The sequence below is a fragment of the Paraburkholderia xenovorans genome, from assembly GCF_046030735.1.
Taxonomy (GTDB): Bacteria; Pseudomonadota; Gammaproteobacteria; order Burkholderiales; family Burkholderiaceae; genus Paraburkholderia; species Paraburkholderia xenovorans_A.
In genome coordinates this window covers 113710-130768 of record NZ_JAQQBV010000015.1, presented here as the reverse complement: position 1 = coordinate 130768, position 17059 = coordinate 113710, and the positions used below count along the sequence as shown (strand labels likewise).

Sequence of the window (17059 nt, the reverse complement as noted above, 5' to 3'; positions counted from 1 at the left end):
CCGCGCTTGTCAGCGCTTACCTCTCCCGCTGCACCGAACGGGCCGGATTCGCCCTGCCGCGCAACGCCTGGTAGCCCCAGAACACATAGCCCGACAGACCGTACAGCACGAACAGACCGAACAGCATCAGCGGCGGATCGGACGACACCAGCACGAACGCCACCACCACCAGCAGAATCACGCCGAACGGCACACGATGCCGCACGTCGAGCGCTTTGCCGCTATAAAACGGCGCGTTCGACACCATCGTCACGCCGGCATAAATGGTGAGCACAAACGCGACCCACGGCAGCCATACGAGCTTGAGCGGCACGCGGTTGTCGGTGGCGAGCCACACGAAACCGGCGATCAATGCCGCCGCGGCCGGACTCGGCATACCCTGGAAAAAACGCTTGTCGACCACGCCGATGTTCGTGTTGAAGCGCGCGAGACGCAACGCCGCACCCGAACAGTAGACGAACGCCGCGAGCCAGCCCCAGCGGCCGAGGTCTTTCAGGATCCACTCGTACATCACGAGCGCCGGCGCCACACCGAACGACACCATGTCCGACAGACTGTCGAACTGCTCGCCGAACGCGCTCTGCGTATGCGTCATGCGGGCGACGCGGCCGTCCATGCCGTCGAGCACCATCGCCACGAAGATCGCGATCGCGGCGATCTCGAAGCGCACGTTCATGGCCTGCACGACAGCGAAGAAGCCGCAGAACAGTGCCGCGGTGGTGAACGCATTGGGCAGCAGGTAAATGCCGCGCTTTCTCAGGAACTGCTGACGCTGCGCGCGCCGGCTGTCGACTGCGGACGACTCCGCCACCATCGGCTTGTTACGGCGGAACGGACGCGGCAGCGGTCCACTGTTGCGGGGTCGACGCGGTTTGAATGCGGCCATTCGGAAAACCTCCTTGGTGCCGCTTTATAGTTCAGCGAGGATCGTGGACGATGCGGAAACCTTCTCGCCGATCGACACACGCGGACGGCTGCCGACCGGCAGATACACGTCGACGCGCGAGCCAAAACGGATGAATCCATAACGTTGACCCCGCGTGAGCGGCTCACCCGCACGAACGTAGCAAAGAATGCGCCGCGCGATCAGACCGGCAATCTGCACCGAGGTCACCGTCTGGCCGCCGGCTGTTTCGATCACCACCGCATTGCGTTCGTTCTCGGTCGAAGCCTTGTCCACCGCGGCGTTCAGATACGCGCCCGGGAAATATTCGACCTTGGAGATCGCGCCATCTACCGGCGAGCGTTGCGAGTGGACATTGAACACGTTCATGAACACGCTGATTTTCAGCGCTTCACGATTGGCATACGGATCGTGCGCGGTTTCGACCGCGACGATGCGGCCGTCGGCCGGACACAGCACCGCATTCGCCTGAGTGGGAATCGGGCGCGCCGGATCGCGGAAGAACTGTACGACGAAGATCAGGATCAGCCAGAACAGCCATGAAATGCCGAATCCCGCGAAGAAGTGAATCAGCAAAGCAACGACGGCCGCGATGGCGATGAACGGCCAGCCTTCTCGCGCGATGATCGGATGAGGGTAATTCATGGATGGCTTCTGTTTTTTTGTAAAACCGTAGGATAGCAAAAGCCGCCCAGGGTTCAGCACCCTTGGGCGGCTTTTTGCATTACCGGCGCCTGCGACGAGGCAGCGCGCCGGTCAGGATGCCGTAAAGCTGGCTTCTTAGTTCTTCGACTGATCGACCAGCTTGTTCTTCGCGATCCACGGCATCATCGCGCGCAGCTTCGAACCGACCTGTTCGATCTGGTGCTCGGCCGTCAGACGGCGGCGCGATTGCAGCGTCGGTGCGCCGGCCTTGTTTTCGATGATGAAGCTCTTCGCGTACTCACCGGTTTGAATGTCGGTCAGCACCTGCTTCATCGCCTTCTTCGTTTCAGCCGTCACGATACGCGGACCCGTCACGTACTCGCCGTATTCGGCGTTGTTCGAGATCGAGTAGTTCATGTTCGCGATGCCGCCTTCGTAGATCAGGTCGACGATCAGCTTCAGTTCGTGCAGGCATTCGAAGTACGCCATTTCCGGCGCGTAGCCCGCTTCCACCAGCGTTTCGAAGCCGGCCTTGATCAGGTCGACCGTACCGCCGCACAGCACGGCTTGCTCGCCGAACAGGTCGGTTTCCGTTTCTTCGCGGAAGTTCGTTTCGATGATGCCGGCACGGCCGCCGCCGTTCGCTGCCGCGTACGACAGCGCGATGTCACGTGCTGCGCCCGACTTGTCTTGCGCAACCGCGATCAGGTGGGGCACGCCGCCGCCTTGCGAGTACGTGCCGCGAACCGTGTGGCCCGGTGCCTTCGGCGCGATCATGATCACGTCGAGGTCGGCACGCGGAATCACTTGACCGTAGTGCACGTTGAAGCCGTGCGCGAAGGCCAGCGCCGCGCCTTGCTTGGCGTTCGCGTGAACTTCCTTCGCATAGACTTCGGCGATCTGCTCGTCCGGCAGCAGCATCATGACGACGTCCGCGCCCTTGACGGCTTCCGCCACTTCCTTGACTTGCAGGCCGGCGTTTTCAGCCTTGCTCCACGATGCGCCGCCCTTACGCAGACCGACCGTGATGTTCACGCCGCTTTCCTTCAGGTTCAGCGCGTGTGCATGGCCTTGCGAGCCATAGCCGATGATGGTGACCTGCTTACCCTTGATGAGCGAGAGGTCGGCGTCCTTGTCGTAGAAAACTTTCATGTCGGTTCCTTGGCTAAATCCGATGGGATCTGTGAGATTCAAATACTGCGAATGTTGTGTTGCTGGCCGGGCGCATGGTGCACAGCCCGGCCCTGACATAAAACAGCGGGTGACGCAGAAATATTCCTTCCAGCGTCACACTTTCAGAATCCGCTCGCCGCGACCGATGCCCGAACCGCCGGTACGGACGGTTTCGAGAATCGCGGTGGAGTCGATTCCTTCGATGAAGGCATCGAGCTTTTCGCTCGCGCCCGTCAGTTCGATCGTATAGGTCTTTTCGGTGACGTCGATGATGCGGCCGCGGAAAATATCCGACATCCGCTTCATCTCTTCACGTTCCTTACCGACCGCCCTTACCTTGATCAGCATCAGCTCTCGTTCGATGTGGGCGCCCTCGGTAAGGTCGACCACTTTCACCACCTCGATCAGGCGGTTCAGATGCTTCGTGATCTGTTCGATCACGTCGTCCGAGCCAATGGAGACGATGGTCATGCGCGACAGCGAACGGTCTTCGGTCGGAGCCACCGTCAAGGTTTCAATGTTGTAGCCGCGTGCGGAGAACAGACCCACCACGCGTGATAACGCGCCCGGTTCGTTTTCCAGCAGGACAGAAATAATGTGTCTCATGTTTCGCTTCTTCCAGATGTTTTGTCGATGTATGCGAGCGGGTTCTCGCCGCTTCGTCCGCCCGCGCCTTTTTTGAAGGCGTGCATGACGAAGCCGGCGTCAGAAGCCGTCGTTATAGATCTTCCGAACCCATGAGCATCTCGGTGATGCCCTTGCCGGCCTGGACCATCGGCCAGACGTTTTCGGTCGGATCGGTCTGGAAATCGAGAAACACCGTTCGATCTTTCAGGCGCAGCGCTTCTTTCAACGCCGGCTCGACATCGGCCGTGCGTTCGATACGCATGCCGACGTGGCCGTACGCTTCGGCGAGCTTCACGAAATCCGGCAGCGCATCCATGTACGAATGCGAATAGCGCTTGCTGTATTCGATCTGCTGCCACTGGCGCACCATGCCCAGATAGCGGTTGTTCAGCGAAATGATCTTCACCGGAGTCTCGTACTGCTTGCAGGTCGAGAGTTCCTGGATGCACATCTGGATCGAGCCTTCGCCGGTGATGCAGAGCACGTCGTCGTCCGGGTGCGCCATCTTCACGCCCATCGCCGCCGGCAGGCCGAAGCCCATCGTGCCGAGACCGCCGGAGTTGATCCAGCGACGCGGCTTGTTGAAGCGATAGAACTGCGCCGCCCACATCTGGTGCTGGCCGACGTCGGAACACACGAAGGCATTGCCGTCGGTCAGTTCCCACGCCTTTTCCACCACGTACTGCGGCTTGATGATGTCGCTCTTGCGGTCGAACTTCAGGCAGTCTTTCGCGCGCCAGGCTTCGATGTCCTTCCACCAGTCGGCGAGCGCCGCGGTGTCCGGACCGTGCTCGGCCGTTTGCAACTGTTCGATCAGCTCCTTCAGCACTTCCTTCACGTCGCCGACGATCGGAATGTCGACCTTGACGCGCTTGGAGATGGAGGACGGATCGATATCGATATGAATGATCTTGCGCGGACGCGACGCGAAGTGCACCGGGTCGCCGATCACACGGTCGTCGAAGCGCGCGCCGATCGCGATCAGCACGTCACAGTGCTGCATCGCCATGTTGGCTTCGTACGTACCGTGCATGCCGAGCATGCCGAGGAATTTCTTGTCGCTCGCGCGGTAGCCGCCCAGACCCATCAACGTGTTGGTGATCGGGTAGCCGAGCAGATCGGCGAACTGGTTCAGCTCGCGCGACGCATCCGCGAGAATGATGCCGCCGCCGGTATAGATGTAAGGACGCTTGGCCGACAGCAGCAAGGACACGGCCTTGCGGATCTGGCCGGAGTGACCTTTCGTAACCGGGTTATACGAGCGCAGCGACACCGTCTTGAGCGGTTCGTACTGGCAAGGCGTTTTCGACACGTCTTTCGGAATGTCGATCAACACCGGGCCGGGACGGCCGGTACGGGCGATATAGAACGCTTTCTTGACGGTAGCGGCGAGATCGCGCACATCTTTCACGAGGAAGTTGTGCTTCACGCAAGGACGCGTGATGCCGACCGTATCGCACTCCTGGAACGCGTCCTGGCCGATCGCGGCAGTCGGCACCTGGCCGCTGATCACAACCAGAGGGATCGAATCCATGTAGGCAGTGGCGATGCCGGTCACCGCATTGGTGACGCCGGGGCCGGAGGTCACGAGGCACACACCGACCTTGCCGGTGGAACGCGCATAAGCGTCGGCGGCGTGGACCGCAGCCTGCTCGTGACGCACGAGGACGTGCTGGAATTTGTCCTGCTTGTACAGCTCGTCGTAAATGTAGAGTACCGAGCCGCCGGGATAGCCCCACACGAACTCGACGTCTTCGTCGGCCAGTGCTTTCATGAGCACGGTGGCGCCGATAGAGTCAGCTTCGGTATGAGGAGTCGTATCCGACGTGGAGAATTCCGCGCTGGGCATATTCATTTATTCACCTTTCGAATTTTCGGCAAAAAATTGATCGGGTGCTCTCTGCCGGGCTTGTGGCTCGGGTTCAAGCGGCGCGTCCAGTTGACAGGTGAGCTTCTTGGGCCACACCTCAATTGAGACAAGTCACTTATGTTGCGAACCAGCGAAGATATCTGCAACCCTTCACGCGGTCAAGCAAATATTGCCTTCGCGCCCTGCCCCCGAATCCCTTTATTGACCGAAAGCGCGCTTTCAGAACGGAAGATGGCCGAGGTTTCGCCCCAGCGACGCAAAAGTTTGTTAGCATCCGCGAGTTTTACGACATTTTTCGACCGATTACGCGCACGCTCGCTGCGCCGACCCCCAAACGGATGGCATCAGACAAGGAACTCGCCGACTTTCTGGCGGGCGTCGAAAGGCGCGCATTCAAGCAGACGGTCTACGCCGTGCGGGACGACGACGCCTCGCTCGACATCGTGCAAGACGCGATGATCAAGCTCGCCGAAAAATACGGTGATCGTCCGGCCGCCGAACTTCCCCTCCTGTTTCAGCGTATTCTCCAGAATGCGATGCACGACTATTTCCGTCGTGCGAAAGTGCGCAATACTTGGGTCAGCCTGTTTTCGTCGCTCGGCAACGCAGACGACGACGAATTCGACCCGCTCGAAACATTCGAGGCCCAGCAAGGGTCGGCGGGCGCCGAGAGCAACGAACAGAAACTCGAACGCGAACAGGTGCTGCAGCTAATCGACGACGAAATCCAAAAGTTGCCGGCACGTCAACGGGAGGCGTTTCTCATGCGTTATTGGGAAGATATGGATGTCGCCGAGACTGCCGCCGCAATGGGCTGCTCCGAGGGTAGCGTGAAGACGCACTGCTCGCGGGCCACCCACACGCTGGCGCAAGCGCTCAAGGCTAAAGGAATCACGCTATGAGCTCCCTGGAAACCAAAGAACTCGAGTTCGCCCGCCAAGTCCGGCGCGCGCTCGACGAAAACGCCGCCAGCATTGCACCCGCCACCGTCGATCGACTCGCTGTGGCGCGCCGCGCCGCGCTGGCGCGCAAGAAACCCGAAGCGGTCAGCGCGCCGGTGCTCGTGCCGGCCTTCGCCGGCGCCGGCATGCCGCCGGTCCAGTTGCCGCGCCGCCGTTCGCCGCTGAGCCGGTTCGCGCTCGCGTGGCCGCTCGCCGCGCTGGTCGTGAGTCTCGTGGCGATCGCCTACTGGGAAGACCATCAACGCACGGCGGAACTCGCCGACATCGATGCCGCCATGCTAAGCGACGATCTGCCGCTCAATGCCTATCTCGACCACGGTTTCAACGCGTATCTTTCACGCGCCCACTGAGCGGGAGATTCTTCGGGTGAGTTACAAGCGGGGCCTCGCCGTTGTATTCGGATGCGCAATTGCGGCCCTGGTGTCGTTCGCCGCGACGTATCCGCGCTTTTACCCGAGTCCGTCGACGACCAGCGCGCCTGTCACGAATGCCACCGCGACCGCGAAAGCTCCGGCCCCGACTCTCGCCGTCGAATTACCCAGCCTGCCCGGCAGCAACAGCCCGCTCGCGTGGTCGCGCCTGAGCGCGGCCGATCACGCCGCGCTCGCGCCGTTCGCCGCGCAGTGGGATTCGTTCAGCGACGAACGCAAGCGCAAATGGCTGAAAATCGCGTCGCGTTATCCGAAGTTGTCGCCGGATGCGCAAAAGCGTCTGCATGACCGAATGGCCGAATGGGCGCACATGACGCCCGAGCAGCGCCGCGTCGCGCGCGAAAACTATCAGGTTTCGAAGGAGTTGCCGCGCGAAGCCCGTCAGAACGCGTGGAAGACCTACCAGCAATTGCCGGAAGAACAGAAAGAGCGGCTCGCCGCCAGCGAACGCAAGCGCCGGCCCAGCGTGGTCAGCGCGCCGCCGTCAGGCAAGACCGAGATCAAGGGGCTCGACCGCATCGTCAATGCGCGCGAACGTGGCGGTGCAAGCGGTGCCGCCGTGGCGAGCGCCGCAGCGGCGGCCTCGTTGCCGAGTCCGGTCGTCACGCCCGCGATTCCCGCTGCGGGCAGCTTCGTACCGGCCACGCCGGTGCCGGTTTCGCCGGCCGAGGCACCGTCGATCTTCAACGGCTCGTGATCCGGGCCCGCCTGTGTCCCAGCCGCTGAGCACCGCCACTTCCCCCGCCGCGCCATCCGGCACCGCACCCACGGTGCGCCGGCGCCTCGCCACGCTGCTTTACGAAGCGCTGATCCTGTTCGGCGTCGTATTCGTCGCCGGTTATCTGTTCAGCACGTTGACGCAGCAGCGCAACGGCCTCACCCATCACAATCTCCTCGCCGCGTGGATCGGCCTCGTGGTCGGCGTGTACTTCGTCTGGTTCTGGACCCACAGCGGCCAGACGCTGCCGATGAAAACCTGGCACCTGCGCGTCGTCGCCGCCGATGGCGCGCCGCTCTCGACCACCCGCGCGATCGTCCGCTACGTGCTCGCGTGGCTGTGGTTCCTGCCGCCGCTCGCGCTGCATCCGTTGCTGCATCTCGCGCTGCCGCAAACGCTCACGATCGCCGCGCTCTGGTTCATGCTGTGGGCCGCGACCGGCCGTTTCGATCCGCAGCGGCAATTCCTGCACGATCGCCTCGCCGGCACACGCGTGATCAGCGTCGCGCGGTAATGCGCGGCGGCGTCATCCAACGCTCTCTTCGATAAAGACGCAGTAATAAGAACTTCTCGTGACTGTCACGGCACGGTCACGCACAACTGGCGCAATACGGGCACCGCAACTCGACGCGTGAGCCATGGACCCGAAAACGTCCGCGACTTCCCTGTTCCGCCAGACCGGCCCGAGCGTCGACCCCGTCGCGTTCCGCCCGGAACCCAACTCCAGTCACGGATTCCCGTTGCCTGTGCCGCCGCTTCCGCTCGACACGCGCGCCGCCCAGCACGACGACGACCACGCCGAACCGCACCGTTATCGCACGATCTGGCTGTCCGACATCCATCTCGGTTCGAGCGGCTGTCAGGCGCCCTATCTGCTCGACTTCCTGCGTCACAACGAGTCGGAATATCTGTACCTCGTCGGCGACATCATCGACGGGTGGCAGTTGAAAAAAGGCTGGTACTGGCCGCAGGCGCACAACGATGTCGTGCAGAAAATCCTGCGCAAGGCGAGGAAAGGCACGCAGGTGGTCTACGTGCCGGGCAATCACGACGAAGCCGCGCGCCAGTTCTGCGACCTCGCATTCGGCGACATCCACGTGCGCGGCGAAGCGTTCCACACCACGCTCGCCGGCAAGCGCCTGTGGATCGTGCACGGCGATCTGTTCGACGGCGTGATCCAGCACGCGAAATGGCTCGCGTACCTCGGCGACACGCTCTATACGATGATCCTGATCCTGAACCGCTGGTTCAACCGGATCCGCAGCCGGCTCGGCTTTCCGTACTGGTCGCTGTCGCAATACCTGAAGCATCAGGTGAAGAACGCGGTGAATTTCATCTCGTCGTTCGAACGCGTGATGACCGACGAAGCGCGCCGCCGCGGCTGCGACGGCGTGGTGTGCGGGCACATCCACAAAGCCGAGATCCGCGACATCGACGGCGTGCTGTATTGCAACGACGGCGACTGGGTCGAAAGCCTCTCCGCACTCGTCGAGACCTACGAAGGCGAACTCAAAGTGATCTACTGGACCGTGATGCGCGCCCCGGAAGTCGGCGTGCAAAAGGCCCGGGCGACCGCGTAGTCCCTCCTCACTTCTATTGGGCCGAAATCGATGAAGATCATGATCGTCACCGACGCATGGGAACCGCAGGTCAACGGCGTCGTGCGTACGCTGAAAAACACCACGCGCGAGCTCGGCGTGCTCGGCCATCAAGTCGATCTGCTGACGCCGCTCGAATTCAAGACGATTCCGTGCCCGACCTATCCTGAGATTCGCCTGTCGCTGCTGCCGCGCCGCAAGCTGCACGAGCGGATCGACGCGTTCGCGCCCGATGCGCTGCATATCGCCACCGAAGGTCCGCTCGGCATGGCCGCGCGCGCTTACGCGATCAAGCACAAGCTGCCGTTCACGACCGCCTATCACACGCGCTTTCCGGAATACGTGCAGGCGCGCTTCGGCATTCCGCTCGCCGCGACGTACAAGTTTCTGCACTGGTTCCACAAGCCGTCGCTGGCTGTGATGGCGCCGACGCCGGTCGTCAAGACCGACCTCGAGAAATTCGGCTTCACGAACGTGGTGCTGTGGACGCGCGGCGTCGATCTGGACATCTTTCACCAGATGGACTCGAAAGTGCTCAACACCGCACGGCCGATCTTCCTGTACGTCGGCCGCGTGGCGGTCGAGAAAAACGTCGAGGCGTTCCTGAAGCTCGATCTGCCGGGCTCGAAGTGGGTGGCCGGCGAAGGCCCGGCGCTCGCCGAACTGAAGTCGCGCTATCCGCAGGCGAATTATCTCGGTGTGCTCACGCAGGCCGAACTCGCGAAGGTCTACGCAGCCGCCGATGTCTTCGTGTTCCCGAGCCGTACGGACACTTTCGGCCTCGTGCTGCTCGAAGCGCTCGCGTGCGGCACGCCGGTCGCCGCCTATCCGGTGACGGGCCCGATCGACGTGCTGGGCGACGGCGGTGCCGGCGCGATGCACGAGGACCTGCGCGAAGCCTGCCTCGAAGCGCTGAAGATCGATCGCGACCACGCGCGCGCGTGGGCCGAGCGCTTCTCGTGGGCGGCGGCATCCGCGCAATTTGCCGCGCATCTGAAACCGTTGCCGCGCACGTCGTATCGTGAGGAAAGCGCCGCCGCGTGACGCGGCGCGCCGAGTCGTCCATGCCAGAAAGAAACGCTAACGTGATCCGCGCGTCGAACGGCGCGCTGCGCGCCGTGAAAACGGTCGATGCCGCCGATGCGGCCAAAACCGCCGGCATCGATCCGTTCGACGACGTGGCCGAACACGTCGCGCTGAAACATGCAGATCACAGGAATGGTTTGAACAATCCGAACGCCGCGCGCGACACCCGCGGCACCCATCACGCGCACGACGCCCACGGCCCGGACGCGCACGAACCGCTCGGCCCCGACGATCCGCTCGCGCCGCTGCCGTTCAATCCGTACAAGGGCAATCGCGGCCTGACTCGCGCGTGGCACGCGATGAAAAATTCGCTGGCCGGCTTTCGCGTCGCGATCCGCGAAGAAAGCGCGTTCCGCCAGGAGCTCACGCTCGCGGCGATCCTGATTCCGTGCGGCGTGCTGGTGCCGGTCGAGCCGGTGTCGCGCGTGCTGCTGCTCGGCTCGGTGCTGCTGGTGCTGATCGTCGAGTTGCTGAATTCGAGCGTGGAAGCGGCCATCGACCGCATTTCGCTCGAACGCCACGAACTGTCGCGGCGCGCGAAGGATCTCGGCAGCGCGGCAGTGATGGTCGCGCTCGGCATGTGTCTGATGACGTGGATCCTGATTGTCGGGCCGCTCGTCGTGCAGTGGGTGAAAGCGTGGCTATGACGGGCCATAACAAACAATAAAACCGTCTGAACAATGAAAACCCTGAGTATCGGTTTGGTATAAGAACGCTCGGTTTATAATCGTCCGACAGTCTCACGGGAAAACGCTGGCGCTCCCACGTTTTTCTCCTTTCCGGGGCCTGTCGCACAACGGCAGGTAGAGAGGCGCTCAAACTATACCAACCGCGTTCGGATGGATCACGCAACAGCGGCACGCCGCCGAGTGTCCCAGCCGGGCGTCACCAGGGCCCGACGACATGGAAGCCAAACCTCCCCGCCGCACGCGCGAACGGATTCTCGAACTGTCGTTGAAACTGTTCAACGAAATCGGCGAGCCGAACGTCACGACGACGACGATCGCCGAGGAAATGGAAATCAGTCCAGGCAACCTGTACTACCACTTCCGCAACAAAGACGACATCATCAACAGCATCTTCAGCCAGTTCGAGCAGGAGATCGAAAAGCGTCTGCGTTTCCCCGACGACCACCGCGCGACCATCGACGAAATGTGGTCGTATCTGCAATACATGGTCGATTTCACGTGGCGCTATCGTTTCCTGTATCGCGATCTGAACGACCTGCTGGCGCGCAACCGCACGCTCGAAACGCACTTCAAGCAGATCATCAGCCACAAGGTGCGTTTTGCGAGCCAGTTCTGCGAGCAACTCGTGGCCGACGGCGAAATGGTCGCGACACCCGAGGAACTGCATGTGATCGCCACCAACGTCGGCGTGATCGGCACGTACTGGCTGTCGTATCAGTTCGTGATGAACCCGCGCAAATACAACGAGCAGGAAGCGATTCGCGCGGAACTGCATCAGGTGAGCGTGCAGATCGTGTCGTTGATGGCGCCTTATCTGCGCGGCCGCTCGCGGCAGATTTTCGACGACCTCGTGTCGGGCAAGCTGCCCAAGCGCGAGTTCTACGACTATCTGCCGCCCAAGGAAGGCGCCGCGCCCCGTAACGAACCCAAGGATGTTTGAGCATGAAGGCGGTGTGTGTGTATTGCGGCTCCTCTTACGGAGCCAAACCGTTGTACGCGGAAGCCGCGCGCGCTTTCGGCCGCGCGCTGGTGCAGGCCGATCTCGCGCTGGTCTACGGCGGCGGCAAGGTCGGGCTGATGGGGGTGATCGCCGACACGGTGATGGCCGAAGGCGGCCGCGCGATCGGCGTGATTCCCGAATTGCTCGTCAACAAGGAAGTCGGCCATGACGGCTTGACCGAACTGCATGTCGTGCCCGACATGCATCATCGCAAGAAAATGATGGCCGACCTGTCCGACGCGTTCGTCGCGATGCCCGGCGGCGCCGGCACGCTCGAGGAGTTGTTCGAGGTCTACACGTGGGCGCAACTCGGGTATCACCAGAAGGCGGTCGCGTTGCTGAACATCGACGGCTTTTACGATCCGTTGATCAACATGCTGCAGCACACCGTCGACGAAGGCTTCATGCGCCAGACCTATTTCGACATCCTGCAGATCGAAGCCGAACCCGTCGCATTGATCGACAAGCTGCAGCGCTATCGGCCGCCCGTCGCCGACAAGTGGGTTATCAACCGCGACGCTGTCTGATTGTTGTCGGCGGCTCGCGCTTTCAGCGCGAGCCGCACCGAAAGCGCGAGAACACCTTGACGAAAACCGTTCTGATCACCGGCGGCAGCCGCGGCATCGGCCGCGCCACCGCGCGTTTGCTCGGCGCACGCGGCTGGGCAGTCGGCGTGAACCATGCGCGCAACCTCGCGGCCGCGCAGGAAACCGCGGCCGAAGTGGAACGCGCGGGCGGTCAGGCGCTGACGATCTCCGGCGACGTGGCCAGCGAAGCCGATGTGCTCGCGATGTTCGACGCGCTCCAGCAGAAGTTCGGCCGGCTCGACGCGCTCGTCAACAATGCCGGCATCGTCGCGCCGTCGAGCCAGCTTGCCGATATGGACCTCGCGCGCCTCAAGCGCATGTTCGACGTCAACGTGCTCGGCGCGTATCTGTGCGCGCGCGAAGCCGCGCGGCGCATGTCGACGCAGCGCGGCGGCAGCGGCGGCGTGATCGTGAACGTGTCGTCGGCGGCGGCGCGGCTCGGCTCGCCGAACGAATACGTCGACTACGCGGGCTCCAAAGGCGCCGTCGATACGATGACGATCGGGCTCGCGAAGGAACTCGGTCCGCAAGGCGTGCGCGTCAATGCGGTGCGCCCCGGCCTGATCGACACCGACATCCATGCGAGCGGCGGCAAGCCGGAGCGCGCCGCCCAACTCGGCGCCACAACGCCGCTCGGGCGTCCCGGCCACGCCGATGAAGTCGCCGAATCGATCGTCTGGTTACTGAGCGATGCGGCCTCGTATGTGACCGGCGCGCTACTCGACGTCAGCGGCGGACGCTAAGGTTTCTTTCTTCTTTCCATGACGAATGCTTGCCGCCGCGACGCGGCCAGGCGCAATGCGTCTATTTGCGGGCCGCACAGCCCACATTTTTGTAACTAACCGTAATAATCCCGGGCTACAATCGCGCCGATCGCGTGCAAATGCATGCGGCGTAGCCAAAGCATCCGTCCACGGTCGATGTCGCCGCGCATGGTTGCCCCGAGATTTTCATGCAAGAACATCCTGCCGCCACGGCAACATCCGCCCGACCTGCGTCCCCGACCGCTCCATCCGAGCACGCCGCGCGCGGCGCACAGCGCCTGCGCGCGCTCGCGGCTTCCCGGCCAATCATGTGGCTGATCGCGCTGGCGATCCTGTGCGCGTGGCTCCTGCCCGGCACGTTAGGCCATGAGCCGTGGAAGCAGGACGAGACCTACACCTTCGGCATCGTCCAGCACATGCTCGACACCGGCGATCTGGTCGTGCCGACCAATGCCGGGCAGCCCTTCGTCGAAAAACCGCCGCTCTACGACTGGGTCGCCGCCGGCCTCGCATGGATGTTCGGCCGCTACCTGCCGCTGCACGACGCGGCACGCCTCGCGAGCGCGCTGTTCGCCGGCTTGACCGTCTACTACACCGCCCGGGTCACGCGCCGTGCGCTCGCTGCGTCCAGTTGGTTCGACGTGCGCGTGATCGGCACGCTCGCACTGTTCGGCGGCACGCTCGTGGTCGTCAAACACGTGCACGACATGATGACCGACGTCGCGCTGATGGCCGGCGCCGCGCTCGGTTTCTGCGGGTTGTTCGAATTGGTGCTGGTGCATCTGCGCGACGAAGCCTGCCTGCTTCCCGTCGACCAGCGCCGGCGACGCCACGCGATAGGGAGCGCGGCCGCGATGTTCGGCGCGGGCGTCGGCGTGTCGCTGCTCACGAAGGGACTGTTCGTGCCACTGGTGTTCGGCGCGACCACTGTCGCGGTCGTCGCGCTCTATCCGGCCTGCCGCAACCGCAGCTTTGCGGGCGCACTGGCGATTGCAGCACTCGTCTGCGCGCCGTTCGCGCTGATCTGGCCGATCTGTTTTTATCTGCGCTCGGAAGCGCTCTTCAAAGTCTGGCTGTGGGACAACAACATCGGGCGCTTTTTCGGCTTTTCGGTGGCCCAACTCGGCTCGGAAAACGAAAGTCGCCTGTTCGTGTTGCGCACCGTGTTGAGCGTCGGCTTTCCCGTCGTGCCGCTCGCGTTGGCCGCGCTCGCTGGCGGCGCTTGGCGTCGCTGGCGCGATCCGCGCGTCGCGTTGCCGCTGATTTTTGCCGGCACGGGTTTCGTCGTGCTGCAAAGCTCGGCGACGGTGCGCGAACTGTATATCCTGCCGTTCATCGCCCCGCTCGCGCTGCTGGCCGCGCAAGGCGTCTGGCGACTGCCGCAACGGCTGCACGTCGTGTGGGACATCGCGAGCCGCGTGCTGTTCGGCAGCGCGGTCGCGCTCGCGTGGATCATCTGGTCGATCATGAGCGATCCGGCGAACACGCATGCGTCGCTGCATCGGCTCGGCCGCTGGTTGCCGCTCGATTGGGTGATGCCGGTCAAACCCGTGCTGATCGCCGCAGCGTTGGCGATGACGCTTGCGTGGTTATGGCTGCTGCCGCTCTTCAAGCACGCCGGCAAATGGCGCGGCGCGCTGAGCTGGTGCGCGGGCGCAATCGTCGCGTGGGGATTGGTGAGCACGTTGCTGCTACCGTGGCTCGACTACGCGAAGAGCTACCGCTCCGTATTCGAAAACCTCGGCGCGCGAATGAATATCGAGTGGAACGATGGGGACTGCATGGCAAGTTCGGGCCTTGGCGAATCCGAAGCGCCGATGCTCTACTACTACACAGGCATCGAGCATCAGCCGACCGCGAACCCCGCCGCGACCGGATGCACGTGGCTGATCACGCAGAGCCGGCGCAGCAACGCACGCGCGCCGGCTGGCGATTGGCGACTGTTCTGGTCGGGCGCGCGTCCGGGCGACAACGACGAGTTGTTGCGCGTGTTCGTGCGAACGCCGGCCACGAACTCCAACGACGACTAGAAACCCGCGCGCTTAAAACGACGAACCGGGTTCTTTCAGGAAAGCGGTTTCTTCGGCGGTGGACGTCCGTCCGAGAATCGCATTGCGATGCGGAAAGCGCCCGAAGCGCTCGATAACCCTCGCATGCCGAAGCGCCGACGAGTAATACGACGCGCCGCCCGGTTCAGCCTTCATCTGTCCGAACAGCCGCACCGATTCCTGCTGACTCGCGAGCGTTTCGTCGTGCTCGAACGGCAGATACGCGAACGCACGGTGATGCACGCCCGGCAATGCCAGATCGGCGCCGCTTGCCACCATCTGCCGCGCCGCGTGCAACGCTTTCCGATCGGCGGCGTAAGCACGCGGCGTATTGCGGTGGCAATTGCGCGAGAACTGATCCAGCACGACGATGAGCGCCAACGCACCCAACGGCGTGCGCGCCCATTCGTCGAGATCGCCTTCACGCGCGGTGTCGATGAGCATACCGAAGCGTTCCCGCAACGCCGTGTCGAACAGCGCGTCGCGGGAAAACCAGAACTTGCGCGCGTGACCGTATTCGAACGAACCCGGTTCGCCGAACCAGCAGTCGAGTACTGCGAGAGCACGCGAATCGAGCATGTCAACGCGCCGCGACATTGTCGTCGTGCTGATCGAATCGAGGCGCGGCTTCACCCGTATGTTGGACTCGCGCATGTATTTCCTTATTTTGCGCAATCGCCCTCGCACTGAGCGGATAGTTGATGGGCTTGCCGATCGGAACAATTCCGTCATGGCGCGCCTGCTTAAGTTCCTGCGTCACTTGCGCTCGCGTCTTGCCGGTCGCGGGCGTGTTCTGCGCGAATACGGACGTCCAGACGCACATCGCGACAAACACAGCTAAAAGTTTGCTGATACTCATGATCGTCTCTCCTGGCGGATAGCTGCAACGGCAAGCAGGACCCCGGTTCGCGCCCGGCCTACCGCGTAAGAATGATGAACGGATCGCAACGACGCCGCCGATCAACGCGCCGCAGCCGTGTCGTGATGATCCATCGCGGGCGATTTCTCGTTGCCGTGCGTGGTGATCGCGTGTAACTCCTGATTACGCTGGATGGTCTGGTCGTCGGCTGGGTAGCGGGTTTTGGGCGTGGGAATCACGCCGTCATGCTGCGCCTGCACCAGTTCCTGGCGTACGTCGGCACGTGACTTGCCGGTTGCGGGCGCTTGCTGCGCCAATGCGGAAGCGGACAGCGATACGGCAACGATCATAAGCGAATAGCGAACAAAGGCGTGCATGGTGAACTCTCCGTTGACGGATTCGCCGGAAGGGCGAAACCACGGACTCCAGCATGCCTGGCCGACGGCATACCACCATGATCAGGACATGATAAAAATCTCATGAACGCGCGCTGCGAAATCACCTTGGCTTTCGCTCATGTGATTCGTCATCCGAATCATTCCGGGCGGATTGTCGATTGACGAGTAGGTGAAGCGCCCGGCATGCGCGCCTCATTCCGGAAACACAATGCGCTCGTACGACGGCGTACGCTCAACCGGGCCGGTTGCGCATCCAGTCCGCAGTCTCGAAGAACGAGGTGAGCAGACGCTCCCTCAACGGCTCGGACAAGCCGACCTCTTCCATCGCCCACGCCATACAGCGCAGCCATTGATCCCGCTCGCTGGACGCGATCGGAAACGGCATATGCCGCGCTCTCAGGCGCGGATGACCGAACCGGCTGATGTAGTGATCCGGGCCGCCCATCCAGCCGCACAGAAACCAGAAGAATTTATCGCGCGAGCCGTCGAGCGACTCCGGATGCAAGGCCCGAATCCCGGCAAACTCCGCTTCGAGATCCATCAGGTCGTAAAAACGGTCGACCAGTTCGCGCACGCGCGCTTCGCCGCCCACCAGTTCGAAGGCTGTCGGCTGTGCCGCGGACACTTCGTTGTCGATATCGTTCATACCCAGTCACGCAGAACAGAAAAGAAGAAGGCCGCCGGCATCGCTCGTCACGCG

Annotated in this window: 20 protein-coding genes; 11 read left to right on the top strand and 9 right to left on the bottom strand. The window is 62.8% G+C overall.

Annotated elements, in window-relative coordinates:
• Positions 1 to 16: 16 nt before the first annotated feature.
• The 5 genes from pssA to PQQ51_RS16995 form a co-directional block, all read right to left on the bottom strand.
• Positions 17 to 886: a CDP-diacylglycerol--serine O-phosphatidyltransferase gene (pssA, locus tag PQQ51_RS17015; RefSeq protein ID WP_408497974.1), complete on the bottom strand. Its 870-nt coding sequence runs from the start codon at positions 884 to 886 to the stop codon at positions 17 to 19.
• A gap of 24 nt (positions 887 to 910) precedes the next feature.
• A complete protein-coding gene (locus tag PQQ51_RS17010) occupies positions 911 to 1549 on the bottom strand; it encodes a phosphatidylserine decarboxylase (RefSeq protein WP_408497973.1) in 639 nt (212 codons plus the stop codon).
• 135 nt (positions 1550 to 1684) lie between these two features.
• A complete protein-coding gene (gene ilvC, locus PQQ51_RS17005; protein WP_408497972.1) occupies positions 1685 to 2701 on the bottom strand; it encodes a ketol-acid reductoisomerase in 1017 nt (338 codons plus the stop codon).
• A gap of 135 nt (positions 2702 to 2836) precedes the next feature.
• Positions 2837 to 3328, bottom strand: coding sequence for an acetolactate synthase small subunit (gene ilvN, locus PQQ51_RS17000; RefSeq protein ID WP_035551805.1), 492 nt, complete (start codon positions 3326 to 3328; stop codon positions 2837 to 2839).
• Positions 3329 to 3440: 112 nt separating this feature from the next.
• On the bottom strand, positions 3441 to 5204 hold the full coding sequence (locus PQQ51_RS16995; protein WP_408497971.1) for an acetolactate synthase 3 catalytic subunit: 1764 nt from the start codon (positions 5202 to 5204) through the stop codon (positions 3441 to 3443).
• 353 nt (positions 5205 to 5557) lie between these two features.
• Between PQQ51_RS16995 and PQQ51_RS16990 the strand changes: the two genes are divergently transcribed.
• From PQQ51_RS16990 to PQQ51_RS16940, 11 genes are all read left to right on the top strand, one after another.
• Positions 5558 to 6121, top strand: coding sequence for an RNA polymerase sigma factor (locus PQQ51_RS16990; protein WP_011487480.1), 564 nt, complete (start codon positions 5558 to 5560; stop codon positions 6119 to 6121).
• A complete protein-coding gene (locus PQQ51_RS16985; protein WP_408497970.1) occupies positions 6118 to 6531 on the top strand; it encodes a DUF3619 family protein in 414 nt (137 codons plus the stop codon). Before PQQ51_RS16990 ends, PQQ51_RS16985 begins: the two co-directional genes overlap by 4 nt.
• 16 nt (positions 6532 to 6547) lie before the next feature.
• The gene (locus PQQ51_RS16980) at positions 6548 to 7309 is read left to right on the top strand and encodes a DUF3106 domain-containing protein (RefSeq protein WP_408497969.1); all 762 of its coding nucleotides are present in this window, start codon (positions 6548 to 6550) and stop codon (positions 7307 to 7309) included.
• Positions 7310 to 7322: 13 nt separating this feature from the next.
• Positions 7323 to 7844, top strand: coding sequence for an RDD family protein (locus PQQ51_RS16975; protein ID WP_408497968.1), 522 nt, complete (start codon positions 7323 to 7325; stop codon positions 7842 to 7844).
• Between the two features lie 124 nt (positions 7845 to 7968).
• Positions 7969 to 8910: a UDP-2,3-diacylglucosamine diphosphatase gene (locus tag PQQ51_RS16970; protein WP_408497966.1), complete on the top strand. Its 942-nt coding sequence runs from the start codon at positions 7969 to 7971 to the stop codon at positions 8908 to 8910.
• A gap of 30 nt (positions 8911 to 8940) precedes the next feature.
• Positions 8941 to 9972, top strand: a complete 1032-nt coding sequence (locus PQQ51_RS16965) for a glycosyltransferase family 4 protein (RefSeq protein WP_408497965.1) — start codon at positions 8941 to 8943, stop codon at positions 9970 to 9972.
• A 20-nt stretch (positions 9973 to 9992) separates the two neighbouring features.
• On the top strand, positions 9993 to 10661 hold the full coding sequence (locus PQQ51_RS16960; protein WP_408497964.1) for a diacylglycerol kinase: 669 nt from the start codon (positions 9993 to 9995) through the stop codon (positions 10659 to 10661).
• Positions 10662 to 10917: 256 nt separating this feature from the next.
• Positions 10918 to 11643 carry a TetR/AcrR family transcriptional regulator gene (locus PQQ51_RS16955; protein WP_408497963.1) on the top strand — a complete coding sequence of 242 codons (726 nt, stop codon included), beginning with the start codon at positions 10918 to 10920 and terminating at the stop codon, positions 11641 to 11643.
• A gap of 2 nt (positions 11644 to 11645) precedes the next feature.
• Positions 11646 to 12230 carry an LOG family protein gene (locus tag PQQ51_RS16950; RefSeq protein WP_408497962.1) on the top strand — a complete coding sequence of 195 codons (585 nt, stop codon included), beginning with the start codon at positions 11646 to 11648 and terminating at the stop codon, positions 12228 to 12230.
• 56 nt (positions 12231 to 12286) lie between these two features.
• A complete protein-coding gene (locus tag PQQ51_RS16945) occupies positions 12287 to 13033 on the top strand; it encodes an SDR family oxidoreductase (protein WP_408497961.1) in 747 nt (248 codons plus the stop codon).
• A 209-nt stretch (positions 13034 to 13242) separates the two neighbouring features.
• Positions 13243 to 15084 (top strand): ArnT family glycosyltransferase, encoded by a 1842-nt coding sequence (locus tag PQQ51_RS16940; protein WP_408497960.1) that lies wholly within the window; start codon positions 13243 to 13245, stop codon positions 15082 to 15084.
• 12 nt (positions 15085 to 15096) lie between these two features.
• Here the strand turns inward: PQQ51_RS16940 and PQQ51_RS16935 are convergent, their stop codons facing one another.
• The 4 genes from PQQ51_RS16935 to PQQ51_RS16920 all read right to left on the bottom strand — a co-directional run bounded on the left by PQQ51_RS16935 (position 15097) and on the right by PQQ51_RS16920 (position 17005).
• Entirely contained in the window at positions 15097 to 15681 is a 585-nt protein-coding gene (locus PQQ51_RS16935; protein ID WP_408497959.1) for a DUF924 family protein, read from the bottom strand.
• Between the two features lies 1 nt (position 15682).
• Positions 15683 to 15961 carry a DUF4148 domain-containing protein gene (locus tag PQQ51_RS16930; protein ID WP_408497958.1) on the bottom strand — a complete coding sequence of 93 codons (279 nt, stop codon included), beginning with the start codon at positions 15959 to 15961 and terminating at the stop codon, positions 15683 to 15685.
• 101 nt (positions 15962 to 16062) lie between these two features.
• The gene (locus tag PQQ51_RS16925) at positions 16063 to 16338 is read right to left on the bottom strand and encodes a DUF4148 domain-containing protein (protein ID WP_408497957.1); all 276 of its coding nucleotides are present in this window, start codon (positions 16336 to 16338) and stop codon (positions 16063 to 16065) included.
• A 253-nt stretch (positions 16339 to 16591) separates the two neighbouring features.
• Entirely contained in the window at positions 16592 to 17005 is a 414-nt protein-coding gene (locus PQQ51_RS16920) for a group II truncated hemoglobin (RefSeq protein ID WP_408497956.1), read from the bottom strand.
• Between the last annotated feature and the right edge of the window lie 54 nt (positions 17006 to 17059).